Annotated in this window: 23 protein-coding genes; 17 read left to right on the forward strand and 6 right to left on the reverse strand. The window is 36.9% G+C overall.

The genetic code is table 11. The features are described 5' to 3' along the window. Window position 1: 1 nt before the first annotated feature. The 3 genes from AB3H93_RS01815 to AB3H93_RS01825 all read left to right on the forward strand — a co-directional run bounded on the left by AB3H93_RS01815 (window position 2) and on the right by AB3H93_RS01825 (window position 3,032). Complete coding sequence (locus tag AB3H93_RS01815) at window positions 2-946, forward strand: DUF979 domain-containing protein (RefSeq protein WP_010719880.1); 945 nt, start codon at window positions 2-4, stop codon at window positions 944-946. A gap of 55 nt (window positions 947-1,001) precedes the next feature. Continuing rightward, entirely contained in the window at window positions 1,002-1,646 is a 645-nt protein-coding gene (gene pcp / locus AB3H93_RS01820) for a pyroglutamyl-peptidase I (protein ID WP_010738311.1), read from the forward strand. A gap of 90 nt (window positions 1,647-1,736) precedes the next feature. Next, a complete protein-coding gene (locus tag AB3H93_RS01825) occupies window positions 1,737-3,032 on the forward strand; it encodes a hypothetical protein (protein ID WP_368020035.1) in 1,296 nt (431 codons plus the stop codon). A 153-nt stretch (window positions 3,033-3,185) separates the two neighbouring features. Here AB3H93_RS01825 and pnuC read toward each other — a convergent pair whose 3' ends face one another. Beyond that, window positions 3,186-3,944, reverse strand: coding sequence for a nicotinamide riboside transporter PnuC (gene pnuC, locus AB3H93_RS01830; RefSeq protein WP_010738309.1), 759 nt, complete (start codon window positions 3,942-3,944; stop codon window positions 3,186-3,188). A gap of 285 nt (window positions 3,945-4,229) precedes the next feature. Between pnuC and AB3H93_RS01835 the strand changes: the two genes are divergently transcribed. The 5 genes from AB3H93_RS01835 to AB3H93_RS01855 all read left to right on the forward strand — a co-directional run bounded on the left by AB3H93_RS01835 (window position 4,230) and on the right by AB3H93_RS01855 (window position 8,132). Continuing rightward, a complete protein-coding gene (locus tag AB3H93_RS01835) occupies window positions 4,230-4,610 on the forward strand; it encodes a VOC family protein (protein ID WP_010719876.1) in 381 nt (126 codons plus the stop codon). A 92-nt stretch (window positions 4,611-4,702) separates the two neighbouring features. Further along, window positions 4,703-5,221, forward strand: a complete 519-nt coding sequence (locus tag AB3H93_RS01840; RefSeq protein WP_010719875.1) for a hypothetical protein — start codon at window positions 4,703-4,705, stop codon at window positions 5,219-5,221. Window positions 5,222-5,298: 77 nt separating this feature from the next. Further along, entirely contained in the window at window positions 5,299-5,478 is a 180-nt protein-coding gene (locus AB3H93_RS01845) for a hypothetical protein (RefSeq protein ID WP_010738307.1), read from the forward strand. 52 nt (window positions 5,479-5,530) lie between these two features. After that, window positions 5,531-6,094 (forward strand): GNAT family N-acetyltransferase, encoded by a 564-nt coding sequence (locus AB3H93_RS01850; RefSeq protein ID WP_368020036.1) that lies wholly within the window; start codon window positions 5,531-5,533, stop codon window positions 6,092-6,094. A 286-nt stretch (window positions 6,095-6,380) separates the two neighbouring features. Beyond that, window positions 6,381-8,132, forward strand: a complete 1,752-nt coding sequence (locus tag AB3H93_RS01855; protein WP_368020037.1) for a collagen-binding domain-containing protein — start codon at window positions 6,381-6,383, stop codon at window positions 8,130-8,132. 165 nt (window positions 8,133-8,297) lie between these two features. Here the strand turns inward: AB3H93_RS01855 and AB3H93_RS01860 are convergent, their stop codons facing one another. Further along, on the reverse strand, window positions 8,298-8,813 hold the full coding sequence (locus AB3H93_RS01860; RefSeq protein ID WP_010719869.1) for an LURP-one-related/scramblase family protein: 516 nt from the start codon (window positions 8,811-8,813) through the stop codon (window positions 8,298-8,300). Window positions 8,814-8,836: 23 nt separating this feature from the next. Continuing rightward, the gene (locus AB3H93_RS01865) at window positions 8,837-9,706 is read right to left on the reverse strand and encodes a Cof-type HAD-IIB family hydrolase (RefSeq protein ID WP_368020038.1); all 870 of its coding nucleotides are present in this window, start codon (window positions 9,704-9,706) and stop codon (window positions 8,837-8,839) included. A 124-nt stretch (window positions 9,707-9,830) separates the two neighbouring features. Here AB3H93_RS01865 and AB3H93_RS01870 point away from each other — a divergent pair, with 124 nt between their 5' ends. The 4 genes from AB3H93_RS01870 (at window position 9,831) to AB3H93_RS01885 (ending at window position 12,893) form a co-directional block, all read left to right on the forward strand. Further along, window positions 9,831-10,511 carry a uracil-DNA glycosylase gene (locus tag AB3H93_RS01870; RefSeq protein WP_368020039.1) on the forward strand — a complete coding sequence of 227 codons (681 nt, stop codon included), beginning with the start codon at window positions 9,831-9,833 and terminating at the stop codon, window positions 10,509-10,511. Window positions 10,512-10,663: 152 nt separating this feature from the next. Then, window positions 10,664-11,644, forward strand: coding sequence for a phosphate acetyltransferase (gene pta, locus AB3H93_RS01875; RefSeq protein WP_010719866.1), 981 nt, complete (start codon window positions 10,664-10,666; stop codon window positions 11,642-11,644). Window positions 11,645-11,902: 258 nt separating this feature from the next. Further along, window positions 11,903-12,376, forward strand: a complete 474-nt coding sequence (gene tsaE, locus AB3H93_RS01880; RefSeq protein WP_010719865.1) for a tRNA (adenosine(37)-N6)-threonylcarbamoyltransferase complex ATPase subunit type 1 TsaE — start codon at window positions 11,903-11,905, stop codon at window positions 12,374-12,376. Continuing rightward, window positions 12,369-12,893 carry an N-acetyltransferase family protein gene (locus tag AB3H93_RS01885; RefSeq protein ID WP_368020041.1) on the forward strand — a complete coding sequence of 175 codons (525 nt, stop codon included), beginning with the start codon at window positions 12,369-12,371 and terminating at the stop codon, window positions 12,891-12,893. Before tsaE ends, AB3H93_RS01885 begins: the two co-directional genes overlap by 8 nt. Before the next feature lie 165 nt (window positions 12,894-13,058). Here AB3H93_RS01885 and AB3H93_RS01890 read toward each other — a convergent pair whose 3' ends face one another. Both AB3H93_RS01890 and AB3H93_RS01895 read right to left on the reverse strand, forming a co-directional pair. Then, entirely contained in the window at window positions 13,059-13,592 is a 534-nt protein-coding gene (locus AB3H93_RS01890) for a 3'-5' exonuclease (protein WP_010719861.1), read from the reverse strand. Window positions 13,593-13,783: 191 nt separating this feature from the next. Continuing rightward, the gene (locus tag AB3H93_RS01895; protein WP_161651917.1) at window positions 13,784-14,536 is read right to left on the reverse strand and encodes an exodeoxyribonuclease III; all 753 of its coding nucleotides are present in this window, start codon (window positions 14,534-14,536) and stop codon (window positions 13,784-13,786) included. 114 nt (window positions 14,537-14,650) lie between these two features. On the opposite strand from AB3H93_RS01895, the gene AB3H93_RS01900 reads away from it, so the two are divergent. From AB3H93_RS01900 to AB3H93_RS01915, 4 genes are all read left to right on the forward strand, one after another. Beyond that, window positions 14,651-15,571, forward strand: a complete 921-nt coding sequence (locus AB3H93_RS01900; protein WP_010738300.1) for a Gfo/Idh/MocA family protein — start codon at window positions 14,651-14,653, stop codon at window positions 15,569-15,571. 71 nt (window positions 15,572-15,642) lie between these two features. Next, window positions 15,643-16,563: a UDP-N-acetylmuramate dehydrogenase gene (gene murB / locus AB3H93_RS01905; protein ID WP_010719857.1), complete on the forward strand. Its 921-nt coding sequence runs from the start codon at window positions 15,643-15,645 to the stop codon at window positions 16,561-16,563. Between the two features lie 107 nt (window positions 16,564-16,670). Beyond that, window positions 16,671-17,255, forward strand: a complete 585-nt coding sequence (locus tag AB3H93_RS01910; protein WP_010719856.1) for an N-acetyltransferase — start codon at window positions 16,671-16,673, stop codon at window positions 17,253-17,255. A 281-nt stretch (window positions 17,256-17,536) separates the two neighbouring features. After that, the gene (locus tag AB3H93_RS01915; RefSeq protein WP_063626706.1) at window positions 17,537-17,842 is read left to right on the forward strand and encodes a bacteriocin immunity protein; all 306 of its coding nucleotides are present in this window, start codon (window positions 17,537-17,539) and stop codon (window positions 17,840-17,842) included. Window positions 17,843-18,062: 220 nt separating this feature from the next. Here the strand turns inward: AB3H93_RS01915 and AB3H93_RS01920 are convergent, their stop codons facing one another. Continuing rightward, window positions 18,063-18,902, reverse strand: a complete 840-nt coding sequence (locus tag AB3H93_RS01920) for a hypothetical protein (RefSeq protein ID WP_010719854.1) — start codon at window positions 18,900-18,902, stop codon at window positions 18,063-18,065. A 237-nt stretch (window positions 18,903-19,139) separates the two neighbouring features. Between AB3H93_RS01920 and AB3H93_RS01925 the strand changes: the two genes are divergently transcribed. After that, entirely contained in the window at window positions 19,140-20,651 is a 1,512-nt protein-coding gene (locus AB3H93_RS01925; RefSeq protein ID WP_368020042.1) for a flavocytochrome c, read from the forward strand. Window positions 20,652-20,823: the final 172 nt, after the last annotated feature.

Below are 20,823 nucleotides of genomic sequence, written 5' to 3' on the forward strand. Positions count from 1 at the left end.
TATGAGCTTTTTTACAGATCCTGAAATTTTATTAGGGGATAAATTATTAGAAATATTATATATCATCATGGGGTTAGTTCTGATTTATACAGGAATCAGAAATATTAACGATAAAACGAATCCTCATCGATACGGTTCTGCTTTTTTCTGGACAGTATTAGGAATCGTAATTGCTGGTGGAAGATGGTTACCTGCGATCGTCAACGGTCTTTTGATTTTTGCCATGACAGTTCCAGCGATTGCCAAGAAAGTCAGCAAAGGAGAAAGTCGCTTACCTTCTAAACAATACATGGAAAAAATGTCTGATAAATTAGGAATGAAAATCTTTATTCCGGCATTGAGTATTGGGATCTTTGCAATCTTGTTCGCACTCTTTACTAAGCTTGGCGCATTAGTTGGTGTTGGTGTCGGTGTTTTTGCCGCAATGGTGATCATGATGTTCTTCTCACGAGACAATCGACCAACTACTTTCTTAGATGATGCTGCGGATATGCTAGGAACAGTAGGACCTTTAAGTATGTTACCAATGCTCTTGGCATCATTAGGAGCGGTTTTTACAAGTGCAGGAGTAGGGACAGTTATTTCTAATGCAGTCGGGCAAATCGTTCCCGAAGGTAATGTGAATGTCGGTATTATTATCTATGCATTGGGTATGGTTATCTTCACGGTGATCATGGGGAACGCCTTTGCGGCGATTACGGTAATGACTGTAGGGATCGGTGCACCGTTTGTATTCAGTCACGGCGCAAATCCAGCACTAGTGGGAATGGTTGCTCTGACCTGTGGGTTCTGTGGAACCTTGTTAACACCGATGGCTGCAAACTTCAATGTCGTGCCTGTGGCAATGTTAGAGATGAAAGACAAATACGGCGTAATCAAGAACCAATTATTCGTAGCGATCTTCATGTTAGTGTTCCAAATCGTTTATATGATTTTATTTAAATAAGAAAAAACTCTATAATAATAGTTAGTTTATATTGAGAATAATGGAGGAATGTAAAATGAAAGTACTAGTAACTGGTTTTGATCCATTTGGTGGAGATAAAGTGAATCCTGCTTATGAAGCAGTGAAAAAAATGCCTGATGAAATTGCTGGAGCACAAATTATCAAAGTGGAAGTCCCAACGGTTTTTGCTAAAAGCAGCCAAGTTGTGGAAAAAGCAATCGAAGAACATCAACCGGAAATCGTCATCTGTGTTGGACAAGCTGGTGGACGTTCAGCTGTTTCATTCGAACGAGTAGCGATCAATTTAGCAGAAGCTAGAATTGCTGACAACGAAGGAAACCAACCTTTTGATACAGCGTTAGAACCAGATGGACCAGCTGCTTATTTCACTTCTTTACCGATTAAAGCAATGACAAAAAATGTCCATGAACATGGATTACCTGCTTACATTTCGTATACAGCTGGTACCTTTGTTTGCAACGACATCATGTATCGTTTGCTTCACTTGATTGAGACAAAATTCCCGACGATTCGTGGCGGATTTATCCATGTGCCATTTTCACCTGATCAAGTGATTGATCGTCCAGTAGGCACACCATCAATGTCATTAGATGATATTGCCGCTTCTTTGACTTATGCAGTAGAAGCAGCCGTAACAAATGATCATGACATTGCTGGCAATGCAGGAACAACTCACTAATTTTTACAAATAATGTAGTGAAAAACAAATCATTGTGTCGACTGGTCGAATCAGACCAGTCGATTCTTTTTTTGAAAGGAAACATAAGTAATGAACGACTGGCAAAAGGTATTTAAAGAATGGTATCCCAAAGAAATCAATCAAGTCTATCCAATTAAGATATCAAAACAGTATACAAGTAATCAGCGTTGGGAAATCTATGAAAAGTTGACGACGAAACAACGTCAATTAGTTGATCAACATCGACGCTACTTGATCAATTCCCAATTTATAGAAGAAAATTATTTAGCAGCGACTGATTGGGTCTTTTCCGATTTTAAAATCAATCCTTTTTTTCGTACCAAACGGCGACAACAAAAATTATATTGCGAATGCGGTCGTGAATTAAAAGTGCAATATATCGTTCATTCACCAAAGACCGGTAAGAGCCTTTCTTTAGGGATCAATCACTTTGCTGAACATTTACACGTAAGCCCGCAAATCGCAACATCTATCAATCAAGGGATGACTAAAGTCGATTTAGCACTAGACGAATTATTGTGGCTGAAACAGCAAAACGTGGCGTTTCCAGAAGATTTATGGCAAGAATATTGTTTTATGCTCTACCAAAATCGAAAATTAAAAAATCCCTATTTGCCTGATCAAAAACTAGTTGCCAGGGTTGTGGATTTTCGTGAAGCAGATATGCCAATTTATCTTGCTGATTATCAAGCGCTGAAACAAGAGATCTCACGTATTGCAACGCAATTAGAGGGAACCCCTAAAAAAATTCGTGGGAAGAAAGAACTATTTGAAGATTTTTCAGAAGAATTAGTGAAAGATGTCGAGACTTTTTTAACGAATTACCGAACTTTTTTGCAAAAAGACTGGGCGTTGATCGCTGTTGACGGGGGTGAACAACTATCATTGACCTTCTTTGAAACATTCATCCAGCAATTAAGAGCAACTGGACGCCAACAAACTCCAGAACAACAGAGTAAAATGACCGAATATGCACGCAAGCAGCGATTTATCCAATCCGAGGTGTATCTTTTCATCTGGCAGCAATATTGTCGTTATGGTTTCACAGAAGGCTTCTTTGATAGTATTCCTAGAGTCATGAGAAATGGTTTCTTGAAGGTCTTACGAAAAGAAAAAGAAATGAAGCAAACAGTGATAGCCAACGAAAATGTGTCACAGATAAAGGTAGTCACCGAGGAAGTATGGGATAAAATTGCTGTTGAGTTGAAAACGAAAAAAGTGACGACCATTTTAACAGAACTAAATGAAAATGACTATTCCTTATCGAAAGAACAACAACATGCGTTACAATATTTCCAACAATTAGAAAAAGTTTTGCAAACAGAAAGTTCAAAAACTAAGCAATTATTAAAAAGACTATTGTGAAAGTCGATAGGGTAAAAATAAGCTAGCTACCACCAATCAATTGTTGGCGGCAGCTAGCTTATTTAGATAAGTACCAAGAAAAAGGGAACATCGAAACATGCTTTACCAGAAGTCTGTCGATTATATTCAGATCAAAATGATCATGGCACGGTCTTAAATCAGCACACTCTTTTCATGCTCTTGATCATATTCTTTTTCCATTTTTAGCATTCGTTCACGTTCTTTTTGGTTATACCAAGGAGAAACTGTGAAAGCCAAGACATCATTCAATAGGTAAACGGAACTATTGACAAACATAGCTAAACTAGCTGAACCATGTCTAAATGAGATGTACCACAGAACCATCTGTGCTAATCCTGAAGCCAACCACCAATAATATTGGTTATTGTAACGCAAGAAACTGATCACACCAGCTGTCAAACTGATTGAAAAGGCAATAGCATCGATCCAAGGACGTGGATCGTCTGTTAAGCGCCCAATCAAGAAACCTGAAATAGCATAAACCAGGATCGTAGCAAAAATTGCGACTAACCATGTTTTTCCATTGAACTTACGGATTTTTGCTGCCATATTATGATTCCATTCTTTACTTAATAAAACAGGGATATCTAAGGTGATCATATAGGCGATTTGTTCGCCGATACTCAAGTAATTTTTAGCAGAAAAACCAACGATGATGAAACAAATAGCTGATAAAATTCCTAAAATACCATTAACAGATTTCGCTGCATTGATTGATAAGATACACAAGACACCAAGTGTAGTACCGATAAAAGTGATCACCGCTAACCAAGTAATAGGGCTATTCACAAGGGTCATAATCTGACACCCAAGACTAAAAAAGAAAAGATAGTAATTTTGTTGAGGCCAACCTTTGAGTTGGTGTGCTAAAAAGCGAAAATAATTTATCATTGATAAAAGCTCCTTTAAACACTAAATATAGTATGTGTTCGATTTGTTGACACAACCTATTGTATTACTTTCAAAAAATATTTCTAGTCTTTCAATTTAAAATAATATGTGTTATGATACTTTTTGCTTTGTTTTCTGGAAACATGAAAACTTTACATTGAATTGATGAAAGAATGGGAAGTCAACCGACGTAGGTGAACTTTCCATTTTTTTCTTTATAAAAAACTTTTGACCAAAGAAAATGTTAAAATATGAAAAAGAATAAAAGATTAAAGGAGTAAAAAAATGAATTTATCTGCTATCCATCATGTCGCAATTATTGTATCTGACTATCAAAAATCACGGGAATTTTACGTTGATAAGTTAGGCTTTGAAGTAATCCGTGAAAATTATCGCGCGGAAAGAGAAGATTATAAATTAGATTTAAAGCTTGGAACAGCTGAATTAGAAATATTCGGGGTAGCTAATGCGCCTAAACGTCCAAGTTATCCAGAAGCATGTGGATTAAGACATCTGGCTTTTAAAGTGGAACAGATTGAATCTGTCATTGAAGAGCTTCGTTTAAAAGGGATCGAAACTGAGCCAATTCGAATCGATACATTTACTGGGAAAAAAATGACTTTTTTCTTTGATCCAGATGGCTTGCCGTTAGAATTACATGAATAAGTAACAAAATTGTCACTTTTTCTTTCTGTCATTCGATTTTTTTTAATAAAAAATCTTGATATGCTAGTAAAAAAAGGAAAAGGGAGACACTGATGAAGATGAAAAAAATTTTATTTGGGTCAGCTATTCTCATACTTATTGGGCTAACGGCTTCGTTAGGATTATTGACTGCTACGTTTCGTTATGATGATATTAGTGAACAAGAATATCAAATTTCACTGAAAAAAGCAGTCGGAATCTTTAAAAAAGAAACAAATAAAACAAAAGTTCAAATGGTTCAGTTTGTACCAAAAGAGGATGTCCAACAACAAACAAACAATACCTTTCAATATCTTTTCGTAGATTCTGAACAAACGCTTGTTGTCAATCCTACAACCGGAAAGCCAGCTGTTCGTTCGAGTAAATTAGCCGAAAACCAACCATTCTTTGACATCAAAAAGATCTACTCAAGCAAATCTCCTCAAAAGGCAATGAAAGAAGCTGTTAAACAAAGTGGAAAGCGCAATGCTAAAGTAAGAAGTTGGGTTTTGCTAATGAAAAGCGACAAATTATACTATGAGATCAAATTAGCAGAGGATAATGAAGAATCTGTTTTGTTGATTCGTGCCTAAAAATCAATAGCTATCATTTTTCTTTTTTACAATATAAGAGTAAGCTAAATGTGTAAAAAAGAAAGGAAGTCATTGCTATGGAAAAGATGAAATGCCCAAATTGCGGGAAAAAGTTTACTTATGAAGAAGTCAACAATGTAGTTGAACATGTTGATAAAGAAATGCCGATCGTTTGTCCTTATTGCCGGACAGAAGCTGCTCGCATCGTTTCACATGGTTATTTTGTTACCCAAAAAATCGAGGATTATTTAAAATAACTCTTTTGATCTTTATTTTTCAGTGATAGAATGAAAAAAAGGAGAGAATGAAATGATTCGTTTTGCAAAAAAAGAGGATGCTCAAGAGATTGCTCCGCTTATTTTAGTTATTTTAAATGATATGGAATTACCTTTTTTACAAAAGTATGGGAAAGAAAAAACAATTGAAATCTTAGAAGAAGCCATTATGGATCCCGATTATCGTTACAGTTATACAAGAGGAATTGTTGAAGAAATTGATGGCAAGATAGCTGGTGTAGCATTTGGCTACACAGATGAAGAAGAGCCATTTATCGATAAACCCTTAGAAGTAATTTTAGAAAAACATGGAATTACAGATAAGGAACAATTATTTGTAGATCAAGAAACATTTCCTAAAGAATGGTATTTGGATTCCATTTCCGTTTCGGAAGCTTTTAGAGGACAAGGAATAGGTTCACACTTACTTGAAGCTTTACCTAAATTAGCTAAAAAAAATGGGCGAAATGTTATTGGTTTAAGTGTAGATGAACAAAATCCTAACGCTAAAAGATTGTATGAACGTCACGGATTTAAAGTAGTAGGCAAAAGGAAAATCAGTGATCATCTCTATGATCACATGCAAAAGGAAATTTAATGGTTTCTTAATTAAACCAAACTTATTATTTTTTAATAAAAACATTTAAATTGTTGTAACTATTATTTAACAAAATGTTGAGTGAAAACAAGGATTTTCACTCTTTTTTTGTCTTGTTTTCATCATTGTCAGTTGTATATATTAAATGATAGTTGTTATAATCTCTTTTTTATGAAAATATTTTTCATTTATTTTCAATTATTCTGTAATGACGGGTCTTTTTTTAAGTATTAAAATATGCTCTATCGCTCGTCACTGGGCTTGGAGACAGGAAAGGACCGTTGAAATGTTAAGAAGTAAAATTGGGAATATATTTGGTGTTATGCTATTATTTTTAAATCTCTTTGTTGCTCTACCTGCAATAGCGGAAACTTATACGCCTCAAGATTCTGGTAGCATCTATGATGATTTAACTGGTGATTATGGAATATTAGGGATTGCTTCTCAATTCCATATATTCGCAAAAGAAAAAACGACGATAAACGCGCATACAAATGGTAATGTTGCAACAAAAGAGCTAGATGCAAACAATAATTTTGGGACAGATATCATCACAGGTGACCTCCAACTAGAAATTAACTATGTTCAAGCAACTGATTCTTTGATTGGCTCATCCTTAACTTCGGGAGATAGTAACCGAGTAAATAAATTTGTTGTAGGTTCTTCAATTAGTACAGGGATCGAAAATGATCGGGCAGTGGTGAATGGCTCAAGGATCGACCATTTATCTGCTTCAGAACTTTATCAAGATCGCCCTGGGAATACTTATATTGATTTTGACACGGAATTTGCAAAATTAGAAGGAGCTTCGGAAAGTTTGATGTCGATTACTCCTGCTAAAACCTATCTTTCAAGTGATTTTCCTGATATGAATAATCGAACGATTGATGTAACAGGAATGGGAAGTTCAGATGTTGTAATCATCAATGTGGATGCTTCAGTGTTATCATTGAATACACCACTGAATATTGTAAATTCTGAAAATAAAATTTTGGTTATGAATGTCATCAATGCACCAGCTGATTTCACGATCCAGTCACAAATTCATTACAATAATCGAGCAAATCATGAAACGGAAGATTTTTCTGACGCAAATATTTCATGGAATTTCCCAAGTAATGTAACGAACTTGGCGATAAATGCACCTTTTCAAGGTACCATTATTGCGCCACGAGCAGATGTCACAGCCAATCAAAATATGGATGGAACAATCATCGGAAAAAATGTTACGCTAAATGCAGCAACCAATCGTTGGGACCCTAACGAAATTTTCCTTGCTGATAATCCAGATAATTCTGGATCAAGCGATAGCAGTACGGACACGACAAGCAGTGACAGCAGTACGGACACGACAAGCAGTGACAGCAGTACGGACACGACAAGCAGTGACAGCAGTACGGACACGACAAGCAGTGACAGCAGTACGGACACGACAAGCAGTGACAGCAGTACCGACACAACAAGCAGTGATAGCAGTACAGATACCACAAGCAGTGATAGCAGTACAGACACGACAAGCAGTGACAGCAGTACCGACACAACAAGCAGTGATAGCAGTACAGATACCACAAGCAGTGACAGCAGTACGGACACGACAAGCAGTGATAGCAGTACGGATATGACAAGCAGTGACAGTAGCACTAACCCAACAAGTGGTGACAGCAGTAGCAACCCAACAAATGGTAATAGTGATACTGACACGCCAACTCCATTTCATATTGATCCAAGTATGAGCGGAGAGGATACCAATCAGGTGTATCCTAATAATAATGATAAAACTAATCAATCAAATGGAATGAATAGCACCATCCCACAACAAGGGAAGGGTACTGATTTAGATAGAAATGAGTTTAACAGTTCTACAAATGAAACAACTAACGTAACCGATGAATCGCGGTCAATGGATTTTCAAGATCAAGATTCGCAAGTTTTGCCAAAAACAAATAGTGCTTCCAATAAATGGTTAGCAATTGTTGGTGGAATGATTATTGTGTTAGTTGTTATTGTGGGATTTATGAGAAGAAAGAAGCATAAATAAGAAGAATAAATAAAGGCTCATCAAGTGTTTGACTGAGCCAACTAAAAATAAGCCTTCCTACATGAAGCGTATCTGCTAAGTTCGTTTGCTCTGACTAGCGGGTCTTGTTTCCTAGAGGATGGCTTATTTTTTCTTGAAGTTATTCTGATTATAAGAAGGAGCAAGTTAATTTGTGTCTAATCGGTAAGAAAGAGGTGTATCTTTGTCATGGTTTTTACGATATAACCAGTAGTCTAATACAGCTGCGATACAGATACAGATAGGCGCATTTTCTTCCATTGGAATATCAAGTACATAATAATCTCCAGAAAAAAGCGTTGCTTTATCCATTTTCATGATTCGTTGATTAAAATGATGGATTTGATATTGATGGTTATAGATATCTCCTTGAACTGTCCAATGAAGACGACGTACATAGTAAAAATCCCCGGGCCAGTTAAAGATTTTTTGCATCGTTCCCACTTTTTTAAAATCCTTATAAAGTTCAAAACGGGTTCCGAAAGTTAGACTCGTTTGTTTAATATGTGCCACAAGATTTCCGTTCATTGCATAAAGAGACAAAGCATCTCCTTTTGTTCCCCAACGACCAACCATTAAGAAGATGGATTTACCAGATTCATTTTTAACAACAGTCCTCGTGACACGACTGAGATGCTTTTCTTGAATGAAAAATTCTGACATCTTTCTCCCTCTTTTCTCGAAAATTATAGATTTTCGGAAATTGCCCGTAAGATTGCCTTGCCGACCCCAGACTCCAGGTTAGTATCAGTGACAAATTTTGCGTAATCTTTGACTTCGATTTCAGCATTTCCCATCGCAAAACTAACACCAGCCACTTGTAACATACTAACGTCATTAAAATTATCCCCAATCGCCATGACATCGTCTAATTCGATTCCTCGGTCATGTGCGACATGAGCCACAGCAATTCCTTTTTGGGCATTTTTGTGATTGACCTCGATATTGTTTTGACCAGACGAAGTAACAGCTAAGTCACCCAGTTCACTGATTTCTTTTCCAACTGGACCCAATACTCGCGGACCTTCCGTATGGAAACAAATCACTTTTAATACCTCTAATGTTTCGTCTTGGAGCAAGTCACGAATACTATCAACATAATTGATATGCAAAAGTTCAAGGTTGGCTGAAGCCATCGCAATCGCCATTTTATATGTTAAATGGGGGAGATGACTACCGATCATTGAGGCAAAGCTTTCAATTCTTTTGGCTTGGCTTTCAGAATAAAGCCCTCGATTGGTCGATACTTCATAATAAATCTCATTTTGATCAAGGATATCTAAGACAGTTGCAGTTTTTAGAGTCGGTATTGGAACAGTGAACAAGGAGTTTCCTGTTTTGTCGAAAACTTGCGCACCATTTAGCGTAATCATGGCACAATCAATGCCAACTTCATCTAAAGCCGCACGTGCTTCTTGATAATTGCGACCAGTCGCAACCATAAATTCAATCCCTGCATCATTGGAAAAGCGGATCGCTTCGGCATTTTCGGGTGATATACTCATATGGGCATCTAATAAAGTACCGTCCATATCTGATGCGATTAATTTGATCATAACTCTCATCGTTCCTTTCTTTCTCTTCTTCTTAGTTTACCATATCCAGATGACACTGCGTGCGAAGATTGCCCCTTGTTAAGAAAGAATTTGTGAGTTATCCTGATTGTTGGAGGTGGAACGATTGAAAGAAATCATTCATAACAGTTGGCAAACGATTTTAACAGATGAGTTTGAAAAAGAATACTACCAAAAGTTAAGAAACTTTTTAAAAAAAGAATATACGACTCAGAAAATTCATCCAGATATGTATCATATTTATGAAGCGTTGGAATTGACTCCTTACGAAAAAGTAAAGGTTGTGATTTTAGGTCAAGACCCTTACCATGGTGTCAATCAAGCACATGGCTTATCTTTTTCTGTGCAACCAGGGGTTAAAATTCCACCATCATTAAACAATATCTATAAAGAATTGCAAAGTGATTTAGGTATTTCGCTGGTCAAACATGGCAATTTAGTTTCTTGGGCTAAGCAAGGCGTTTTACTATTAAATACGGTACTAACGGTCCGAGAAGGTCAAGCTTACTCACATCGTGGCAAAGGTTGGGAAATACTGACGGATAAAATCATTGAAAAATTAAACGAACGAGAAAAACCAATCGTTTTTATTTTATGGGGGAAACCGGCTCAAGAAAAAATGAAAATGATTGATAAAAGTCGGCATATCATTTTAACATCTGCTCATCCTAGTCCATTATCAGCTCATCGAGGATTCCTAGGCTCTAAACCTTTTTCTAAGACCAATGATGCACTGATGGCATTAGGGGAAACACCGATCGATTGGCAATTACCTGAAACAGTGTAGTAAGACAGCGTTTTCCTGTTATATGTCAGATTGTATGTTATGTGAAAGACTTCATTACTAATGGTTTTTTGACTGATACAGATAAAATAAACTGTTCTTTTTTTTGGGAATAGTGTATGATGGATACATAGAAAATATCTGGAGGTCATCTTGTGGAATTGTTTGATAGTTTGAGATTCAAAATTGTACGTCGCAGCATTAAAATCGTTTTTCCTGAAGCAACTGATGCAAGAATTTTAGGTGCAGCAGCTCGTTTGAAAGCGGAAGAATTAGTGGAACCTATTTTGATTGGTAGCGAAGAAGAAATCACAGCTGCTGCTCATGCTCGTGGAATTAAAACTTCAAGTTTTACGATCATTGATCCAAATCGTTATGATAAATGGGATGAAATGGTTGAAGCTTTTGTGGAACGTCGTAATGGAAAGGCATCCAAGGAACAAGCAGAAAGCATCTTAAAAGATGTCAATTACTTTGGTACGATGTTGACATATATGGGAATTGCTGACGGGATGGTTTCTGGTGCGATTCACTCAACTGGAGATACTGTTCGTCCAGCGTTACAAATCATCAAAACAAAACCAGGCGTCAGCCGAACAAGTGGTGCGATGATCATGGTACGTGGACGTGACCAAGAAAAATATGTCTTTTCAGATTGTGCTATCAATGTCAATCCCAATGCCCAAGAATTAGCAGAAATCGCTGTAGAATCAGCAAAGACTGCTGAATTATTCGATATTGATCCTAAAGTAGCATTAATGAGTTTTTCAACTAAAGGATCTGCGAAAGCACCAGAAGTGGATAAAGTGGTCGAAGCAACTAAAATTGCTAAAAAATTAGCGCCTCAATATGTAATTGATGGCGAATTACAATTTGATGCTTCTTATGTTCCTTCAGTGGCTCAACTAAAAGCACCTGATTCTGATGTAGCTGGACAAGCAACTGTCTTTGTTTTCCCAGAATTGCAATCTGGAAACATTGGTTACAAAATTGCTCAACGTTTTGGTAACTTTGAAGCGATCGGACCGATCTTACAAGGATTGAATAAGCCAGTTTCTGATTTATCTCGTGGAGCAAACGAAGAAGATGTGTATAAATTAGCAATCATTACTGCAGCCCAAACATTATTAGATTAAGATCTAAGACTAAATGAATAAGAGTTCGTGAAAGAAGCGATCGGCTCCGAACGTATAAGCGCTGATTTTTTTGAAACAGTTCTCATGTTTTGAAAAATTTAGACTTATTGCAAGGAGCTGATGATTGAAAAACATTTATTCATTTTGACACGTCTGAAAAAGCTCGGGACGACCTTTGTCCCAAGCTTTTTTTTGCTTTAAAAAATTTTCCATCCACGATATACTGTCACAAAAGGCTAGATGAAGGAGTAAGTTAGAATGATTGAATTAAGTGGTTTAGATAAGACAGAAGAATTGGCAAAAGTCATCGGTGAAGTGGCACTGCCTGGGGATAATTTAGTATTAACTGGTGACTTAGGAGCCGGAAAAACAACGCTGACCAAAGGGATTGCTCGCGGATTAGGAATCGAACAAATGATCAAGAGCCCCACTTATACAATTATTCGGGAATATGATCAAGGTAGATTGCCGCTTTATCATATGGATATTTATCGTGTAGCAGCTAGCGGCGCGGATCTTGGTTTAGATGAGTATTTTGAAGGAGAGGGTTTATCTGTCATTGAATGGGGGAATCTTTTAGAAGAAGCCTTACCAGAAGACTATTTGGAACTGATTTTAGAAAAAAGTGATACAGATTTAGAATATAGATATGTGAAATTGCAAGCATATGGGGAGCAAAGTGAAGCTTTCAAACAGCGGATCGTGGAAAAATGGAGACAAAACAATGAGTGAAGAGATCTCATTGACCATTCGAGAAGCTCAGCCAAATGATGCCAGTGAATTATTAGCAATGATGCAACAAGTAGAGGAAGAGACTGACTTTTTGGTTATGGATGAACAAGGAATGGAGCTAACACCTGAAGCCTTAGCTTTATCCATCGAATATCTACAAGACAGCAACAATAATCTTTTACTCTTAGCTTGTATGGGTCAAAAAATCATCGGGGTTGTTTCTGTTAAAGCAGGCGAACAATACCGCATCTCTCATGTGGGAGAGGTTGGAATCAGCATCTTAAAGGACTATTGGGGTTTTGGCTTAGGAACGATGTTGCTTGAAGAAGTATTGATTTGTGTGAAAGAAAATGGTGTACTTTTTAGACTAGAACTAGATGTGCAAACTCGAAATGAACGAGCGGTTCACTTGTATCAAAAAATGGGTTTTGAAATCGAAGCGCTTATGAAAAGAGGGGCCCGAACAGATGATGGGGACTTTTTGGATGTCTATAGGATGTCTTTATTGATTGACTGATCTTAGATTTAGGAGGACATCTTTTCAAATAATCAGAAAAAATTGGTGAATGGTTGGAATGAAGGGGATAAAGGTTCTTGAAAAGGTTAAAAAAGGCGATCAAAAAATCCATGGTTACCTGTAAAAAGCAACCATGGATTTTTTGTCTACCTGTTTTTTAGTAGCTCATTTTAGGGTAACTAATTTTTTCAAAGGATCTGTTCCAAAGTGTTTTTCTTGATAAAGTAAAATCTCTGCACAGGCACGACTGTCTTCTAATGCATCATGGTGATTCGCTAAAGTGATATTTAAATTTTCACAGACAGTATTCAATCGATGATTTGGCATCTCTGGAAATAAACGACGACTGGTTTTTACCGTACATAAAGATAAATAATGAGGTTGGAGCAAATTGTAATAATCTAAACAACCAGCTAGAACTTTCGTATCAAAAGCTGCGTTATGAGCGACGACTAAGCGGTTTTTTTGGAAATAATGTTGAATCGTTTGCCAAACTTCAGGAAATTTGGGTGCGGTACGAACATCTTCTTGATGAATACCGTGAATTTGAACATTTCTCCAGAAAAAAGGTGTTTCTGGCTGGATGAGTGTGTAATATTCATCAACAATTTGGCTATTTTGGACCATAACCAATGCTAATGAACAAGCACTGTGGGATTGATGGTTGGCTGTTTCAAAGTCCATTGCAACAAAATTCATGTGCATAAAACCTCCTTAAAAAATAAACACTAACATAAAAAGTGAAGAAAAGAAAGTGATGGATATGTAAAAAAAATCAATCAAATGAAGAAAGACCACGCTCAAAAAAGAAGCATCTTTGCTGATCTTTCTTCATTCTTTTTAATAAAAATATTCAGCCCTGCCTAGGATGACGATGGCTAACAATGAGATTATTTCAAGTCTAGTTCTACGGGACAATGATCGCTTCCCATAATCGAGGTATGGATTTTTGCATCCACCAAGCGTGACTTCAACTCGTCACTAGTTAAGAAATAGTCGATACGCCAACCTGCGTTGTTTTTTCTAGCATTGAAACGATAACTCCACCAAGAATAAATACCAGTTTGTTCAGGATAGAAATAGCGGAAGGTATCAATAAAGCCATTTGCTAACAAGTGTGAGAAGGCAGTTCGTTCTTCCATCGTAAAGCCAGCATTTTTTTGATTGGTTTTCCAATTTTTCAAATCAATTTCCTGGTGGGCAACGTTTAAGTCGCCACACACAATGACTGGTTTTTGTTTTTTTAGTTCTTCTAAGTAATGGTAAAAGGCTTCTTCCCATTGTAAACGGTAGTCCAAGCGTTTTAATTCATTTTGGGAATTAGGTGTATAACAAGTAACTAGAAAGAATTCAGGGTATTCAAGTGTGATCAAACGTCCTTCTTGATCATGTAAATCAATGCCCATTCCATAAGAGACATTTAGTGCGGGTTCTTTGGCAAAGATCGCTGTGCCTGAATAGCCTTTTCTTTCTGCATAATTCCAATATTGATGATAGCCAGGTAAGTCTAATTCGATTTGACCGGCTTGTAGTTTGGTTTCTTGAAGACAGAAAAAGTCGGCATCTAATTCATGAAAGACGTCTAAAAAATTTTTATTGACGATTGCACGTAGGCCATTCACATTCCAGGAGATAAATTTCAATTAAATACGCATCCTTTCTTTTGGATCTTAGATTAGCATTTGTGGTTCTATTGTACCTTATTTTACTAAAAAATAGTGTAAGATAAGAGTAATGAATGGATTGGAGGAACGAACATGCGAATTGGTGTGATTGGTGTGGGTAATATTGCAGAAAAAGCGTATTTACCTACTTATGCAAAAAATCAAGGAAAGATTGATTTCTACTTTGCGACTAGAAACAAAGAAACGAAAAAACGAATCCATGAAATGTATGGATTTGACCATCTATATGAATCAATTGATGAACTACTGTCTCAGGATATCAAGGCTTGTATGATTCATGCAGCCACAAAGGTACATTATGAATTAGCCAAAAAATGTCTTGAAAATCAGGTGCATGTGTATATCGATAAACCACTCAGTGTTGACCTTAATGAAATCAACGAATTACAAGAACTGGCAGATAAAAATCAAGTTGTCTTAATGGTTGGATTCAATCGACGTTTTGCTCCAATGGTCGAACGTTTGAAACAAGTCCCCGAGAAGCGGCTAATCCAGTTACAAAAAAATCGAATTGCAGCTCAGGAAACAACGGAATTTGTGATCTATGATTTGTTTTTACATCTTGTTGATACGGCGGTATATCTTTTGGACGAACCGATCTTGCGTACGAAATATCAGATCCGTGAAACAAAAGAATTTTTGGAATTTGCGGTTTTACAATTGGAAACAGCCCATCAAACAGCAATTTTAACAATGGATCTTTTAAGTGGAGCAAATAGCGAGAACTATCAGATCACTAGTAAAAGTGGTACTTATGAAGTGGCGGAATTAACGGATATGACGATCCAACGAGCATCTGGTATCGAAATAGAAAAATTTGGCGATTGGGAAAGTACGTTAGTCAAACGCGGTTTTGAGCCAATGGTTCAAACATTTTTCGCAGAGATCAGCAAAGAAAAACCTTCAATGGAAGGATTGAAGCAACAAGGGATCATGCAAAGTCATGCACTTTGTGAAGAAATGCTACGCAAACATACAAGACAACAAATGTGAGGGAAACTGGCAAGTTTGTTTTAAGCGTGATAGAATAATGGGGATGTTTGATATAGAAAGGAAAATCCTCAGTGAATAAAGAAGACTTAGTTAAAAATTTACCAGCACTCAATCTATTGTTTGATGAACCATTGATGAATTACACGTTTACCAAAACGGGCGGTCCAGCGGATGTTCTCGTTTTCCCAAAAACACAAAATGAAGTAAAAGAAGTAGTGGATTATTGCCGAACCCATGATGTACCTTGGATGGTTTTAGGTAATGCCAGTAATTTGATTGTTCAAGATGGTGGGATTCGTGGCATGGTGATCATGTTGACTGAGATGAAACAAATCCGAGTTTCTGGGACGATGGTCACAGCTGAAGCTGGAGCAAAATTGATCGATACGACCTATGCGGCGTTAGATACTTCTTTAACCGGGTTTGAGTTTGCTTGTGGCATTCCTGGAAGTATCGGAGGCGCTGTTTATATGAATGCAGGTGCCTATGGCGGTGAAATCAAAGACGTATTAGCAGAAGTGGATGTTTTATTAGCAGATGGTACGTTGAAAACTCTAACCAACGAAGAAATGGCGTTTTCTTATCGACATAGTAAAATCCAAGAAATGGATGCAGTCGTTTTAGAAGCACGTTTCCAATTAACTGCAGGAGAGCATGAAGTAATCAAAGGGCGGATGGACGAGCTGACTGAATTACGTCAATCGAAACAACCATTGGAATATCCTTCTTGTGGGAGTGTATTCAAACGTCCTGTGGGGCATTTTACTGGTCAATTGATCCAAGAAGCTGGATTACAAGGCTTAAAATGGGGTGGCGCTCAAATCTCTGAAAAACATGCTGGCTTTATTGTCAATATTGATCATGCGACCGCTACGGATTATACAGAATTGATCGCGCATATCCAAGAAGTGATCAAAGAAAAATTTGATGTGTCTTTGGAAACAGAAGTACGGATCATTGGCGAAGCAAAAACAGTGGATGCAAGCATGTAACCATTGCTAGTTGAATGAACTAGCCATCAATGACTACAGTGAGATGTTCAAACTTTTGTGATAAAACAGATAGAAAGAGCTATTCTGTTTAGAAAGGAAGTTAGCTTATGCTAGATAAACATGTTCCTTATGCCGAGATTTGGATGACTCGTCCATTAAGTGACAGTCTCCCTACGCAATCTTTAGCGACTGGGTATCATTTTGAGTACTACCGTCTAGGCGATGAAACCGAATGGGCAAGAATCGAACAATCAGTCGGAGAGTTCGCAACAGAAACAGAAGCACTTGCTTACTTTCAGAGAGCTTTTTTACCTTATCAAGAAGAACTTCAGCAACGAATGCTTTTCGTTGTAACTGATACAGGTGAAAAAATCGCGACTTGTACCGCTTGGTTCAAAAAACGGAAGGATGGAAGCTATCCGCTTTTTCATTGGCTGGCAGTAGATCCGAGGCATCAAGGAAAAGGGATTGCCAAAGCATTAACGATCGAAGTACTGCGTATTTTCCAAAAGCTGGCATCTCATGGACCAGTGTATCTGCATACGCAAACTTGGAGTCATCCTGCCATTCAACTATACCAAAAGCTAGGGTTTACGATTATCGCTGAGAATTTTGATGGACGTCCGAATAGCGAGTATCCCTTAGCAATGGACACTTTGGAAAAATTGAATATAAAAGCTAAAAAAGACTAACATTCTTTTTGTTGAATAACCGTGATAATGGAAAGTAGAATCAGCTATTTTCTGTGATCATGGTTATTTCGGCTTTCTTTTTTCCGATCTACTGGTTTCATTTCAAATAGGTTTAGGCTGAAATGTAAGAATGTATATATAATTATAGGATACAATTATGAATGGAAAACAGTTATTTAGGAAATGAATGACCTGAAGAGGTAAATCTAGACTATAATACATTTAATATTTATTAAAGCTTTGAGAAAGATGTGCCAAATGATATTAAAGGGAGCGATATCATGAAGAAAACAGAAGAAATCAATCAAATTATAGTAGAATTATATGACTTGATTCTTAATAAAGAAGTCAAAGAAAGGGAAAGAGTATCATTAATCGAGGCTAAAAACAAACTAGAAAAGCAAGAATATTTTCCAAGAGTAATGAAAGATCTGGAATATCAACTACGCCCTTTAGCGATCAAGAGTCAATTGACACCACCAGTCGCAGCTTTTTATTTAAAAATTTCTACGATAGGGCGATTTGAACAAGAATTAGGTCGAGGATTAGCTTCGACACCCATCACTTTTGGACCATTTTTTCAATAAATATCCCCTGAAGCGTGAAACCACTGCTAGCTGGTTTATCTGATCTCTTTAATAAGTGTAAGTAGTACAATTCCTGAACACACTTTATTTGTTTTTATACCCATCAAAAAAGCCTAGGACGTCCTTGCCCCAGGCTTTTAATAGTAGACAATTTTTCTTATACTAGTTTCTAAAGTTATCGATAGAATCACATAAAGAATAATTGATAATAAAATTTTGTTTATTTCGAAGGTGCTTTTCTTCTTTCAGTTCGTGATTCTCTCTTTTTTCTGGGGATGAAGTTACGGATAAAAGTAAACTTCCGATAATCATTCTGACTATAAAGATATCCAAAGATACTAAACGTCAAGGCTCCAATAAAATTGACGAATAGGTCTTTCATCGTGTCAATAATTCCTATGTCAAGATAACCACCAGAAATCACATATTTTTCTGTATTTCCAGCTGAATCTTTATATTCCACGATGGTTTGCTCGATATTAGGGATCGAGTGGACAGTATTGCCATCTTTACTTAACTCCACACTATTGATTTGTTGGACAAGGCTATCTTTTTGCATGTCCAGTTGAAATATATGATCAGCTGAAAATTCAACAAATTCCCACATCACACCGACTGTCATTGAAAAACAAAATGAAACGATAGCTAACAATAATGGTGTTAGATTCATTGTTTTCGTGTTTTTGTTCAGTAAGTAGACAAGTGAAAAACCAACCCCACCAGCTAAAAAACCAGTTAAAGCATGTAAGATAGTATCCCACATTGAGAAATACCCGTAGAAGTCACTTAATTCTCCTAAAACAGTTGAACTAAAAATAAATGAAATAATAATGATTTCTAACATATTCGGGATTTCGATCTTTAACATTTTTTCTAGAAGATAAGGAATTTCAAATAAAACTAGAGTTAGCAATAAGAGAAAAGTATTTCCCATGTTTTGCTGAAAAATTTGATCGACTAACATTACTGTAACGATGACCCGTAGAAGAATATAAAACGCATGGGTAATTCTTCCAGCGGTTTTGGTACCATTCATAAAAAACATTTTCAGATAGTTCATAAAATAACTCCTTTATCTATAGTAAAGATTATACTAGGGTAAAAGCGCAAACCAAAATTATTTGTACCAAAACGCCTAAATGAATAAGAAAACAGCCAACAAAAAATAGCAAAAGTAGTTATCTAGAGATGCTAGATGAAAAAGTCATTGTTTATTGATAAAAAGAATAAAAAAATAGTTGGGATTGTGAATTTTTTCACTTAAAATAAAGGAGTACTAAAATTTAGGAGGAAAATAATGAAAAAAGTGCTAAAAAGTTTGGTGGTTTTTACATCAGTTTTAACAATGGGAGCTTGTAGTGCAGATTCAAAAGAAAAAACGACGACAAGCACGAAATCATCTGAAAAAACAGAGGTATCTTCAGGTGCATCGGAACAAACGTATACCAACCCATCTGAAATGAAAGATTCTTATGATATTATCATTGTTGGTGCAGGTGGAGCAGGGATGACAGCAGCGATTGAAGCAAAAGATGCTGGATTGAACCCAGTCATCTTTGAAAAAATGCCAGTAGCAGGTGGGAATACCTTAAAATCTTCAAGTGGAATGAATGCATCAGCCACTAAATTCCAACAAGCTGACGGAATCAATGACTCCAATGAAGCGTTCTACGAAGAAACATTAAAAGGCGGAGGCGGCACCAATGATCAAGAATTACTCCACTACTTCGTTGATCATTCAGCCGCTGCGATTGATTGGTTGGATCAAAATGGAATCAAATTGGATAATTTAACAATTACTGGGGGAATGAGTGAAAAAAGAACCCACCGACCTTCAGATGGCTCAGCTATCGGTGGGTACTTAGTTGACGGATTGTTAAAAAATGTACATGAACGTAAAATTCCTATTTTTGTGAATACAGATGTAACTGATATCAAAGAAAATAGTGGTAAAGTCAATGAGGTGACTGTACAAGTCCAAGGCGAAGAGCCAAAGGAAATCAAAGGGAACGCAATTGTAGTGACAACTGGCGGGTATGGTGCCAATCAAGAAGTGATTGAAAAATACCGTCCTGATTTAGCAGGCTATGTCACTACTAACCAAGTAGGCTCAACCGGTGATGGAATCACGATGATTGAAAAATTAGGTGGTCAAACGGTTGACATGGATAAAATCCAGATACATCCAACAGTCCAACAAGATGAAGGCGTCTTGATTGGTGAAGCTGTTCGAGGTGAGGGGGCTATTTTAGTCAACCAAGAAGGACAACGATTTGTGAATGAATTAGATACAAGAGACAAAGTTTCCGCAGCTATTACAGCTTTACCGGAAAAATCTGCTTATTTGATTTTTGATCAAGGAGTAAGAGATCGAGCAAAAGCAATTGATTTCTATGAGCAAAAGGGTTACGTGACTTCAGGAGATGATCTGGCAGAATTAGCTGAAAAAGTAAATGTGCCTGCAGACAATTTGGCTCAAACACTTGAATCCTGGAATAAAGCAGTCGATGCTCAAAAGGATGACGCTTTTAATCGGACGACAGCGATGGACAATGGACTGACAGAACCCAAATACTATGCGATCAAAATTGCACCAGGTATCCACTACACAATGGGTGGCGTGAAAATCAATACGAAGACAGAAGTGTTGAATAAAGAAAATCAACCGATCACTGGTTTGTATGCTGCTGGTGAAGTAACTGGGGGGCTACACGGGAACAATCGGATTGGTGGTAATTCGGTTGCTGAAATTATTATCTTTGGACGACAAGCTGGACAACAGGCAGCAAAATTCGTCAGTGAAAATTAAGAACGTAAATATAAAGTAAATGGACGGTCAATTAGGAGAAAACTAGCATGTCAAAAGTTAGTTTTCTCCTATACTTTTATCAAACTGTGAAGAACATGCGATCATGGTTCTACTCCTTTACTTTGAATAAATGATTATTTGATAGAAAATAAGTGACTTTTGCAGGTCGTTC

It is taken from the genome of Enterococcus sp. C74, from assembly GCF_040887125.1.
GTDB classification, from domain to species: Bacteria; Bacillota; Bacilli; order Lactobacillales; family Enterococcaceae; genus Enterococcus_B; species Enterococcus_B hirae.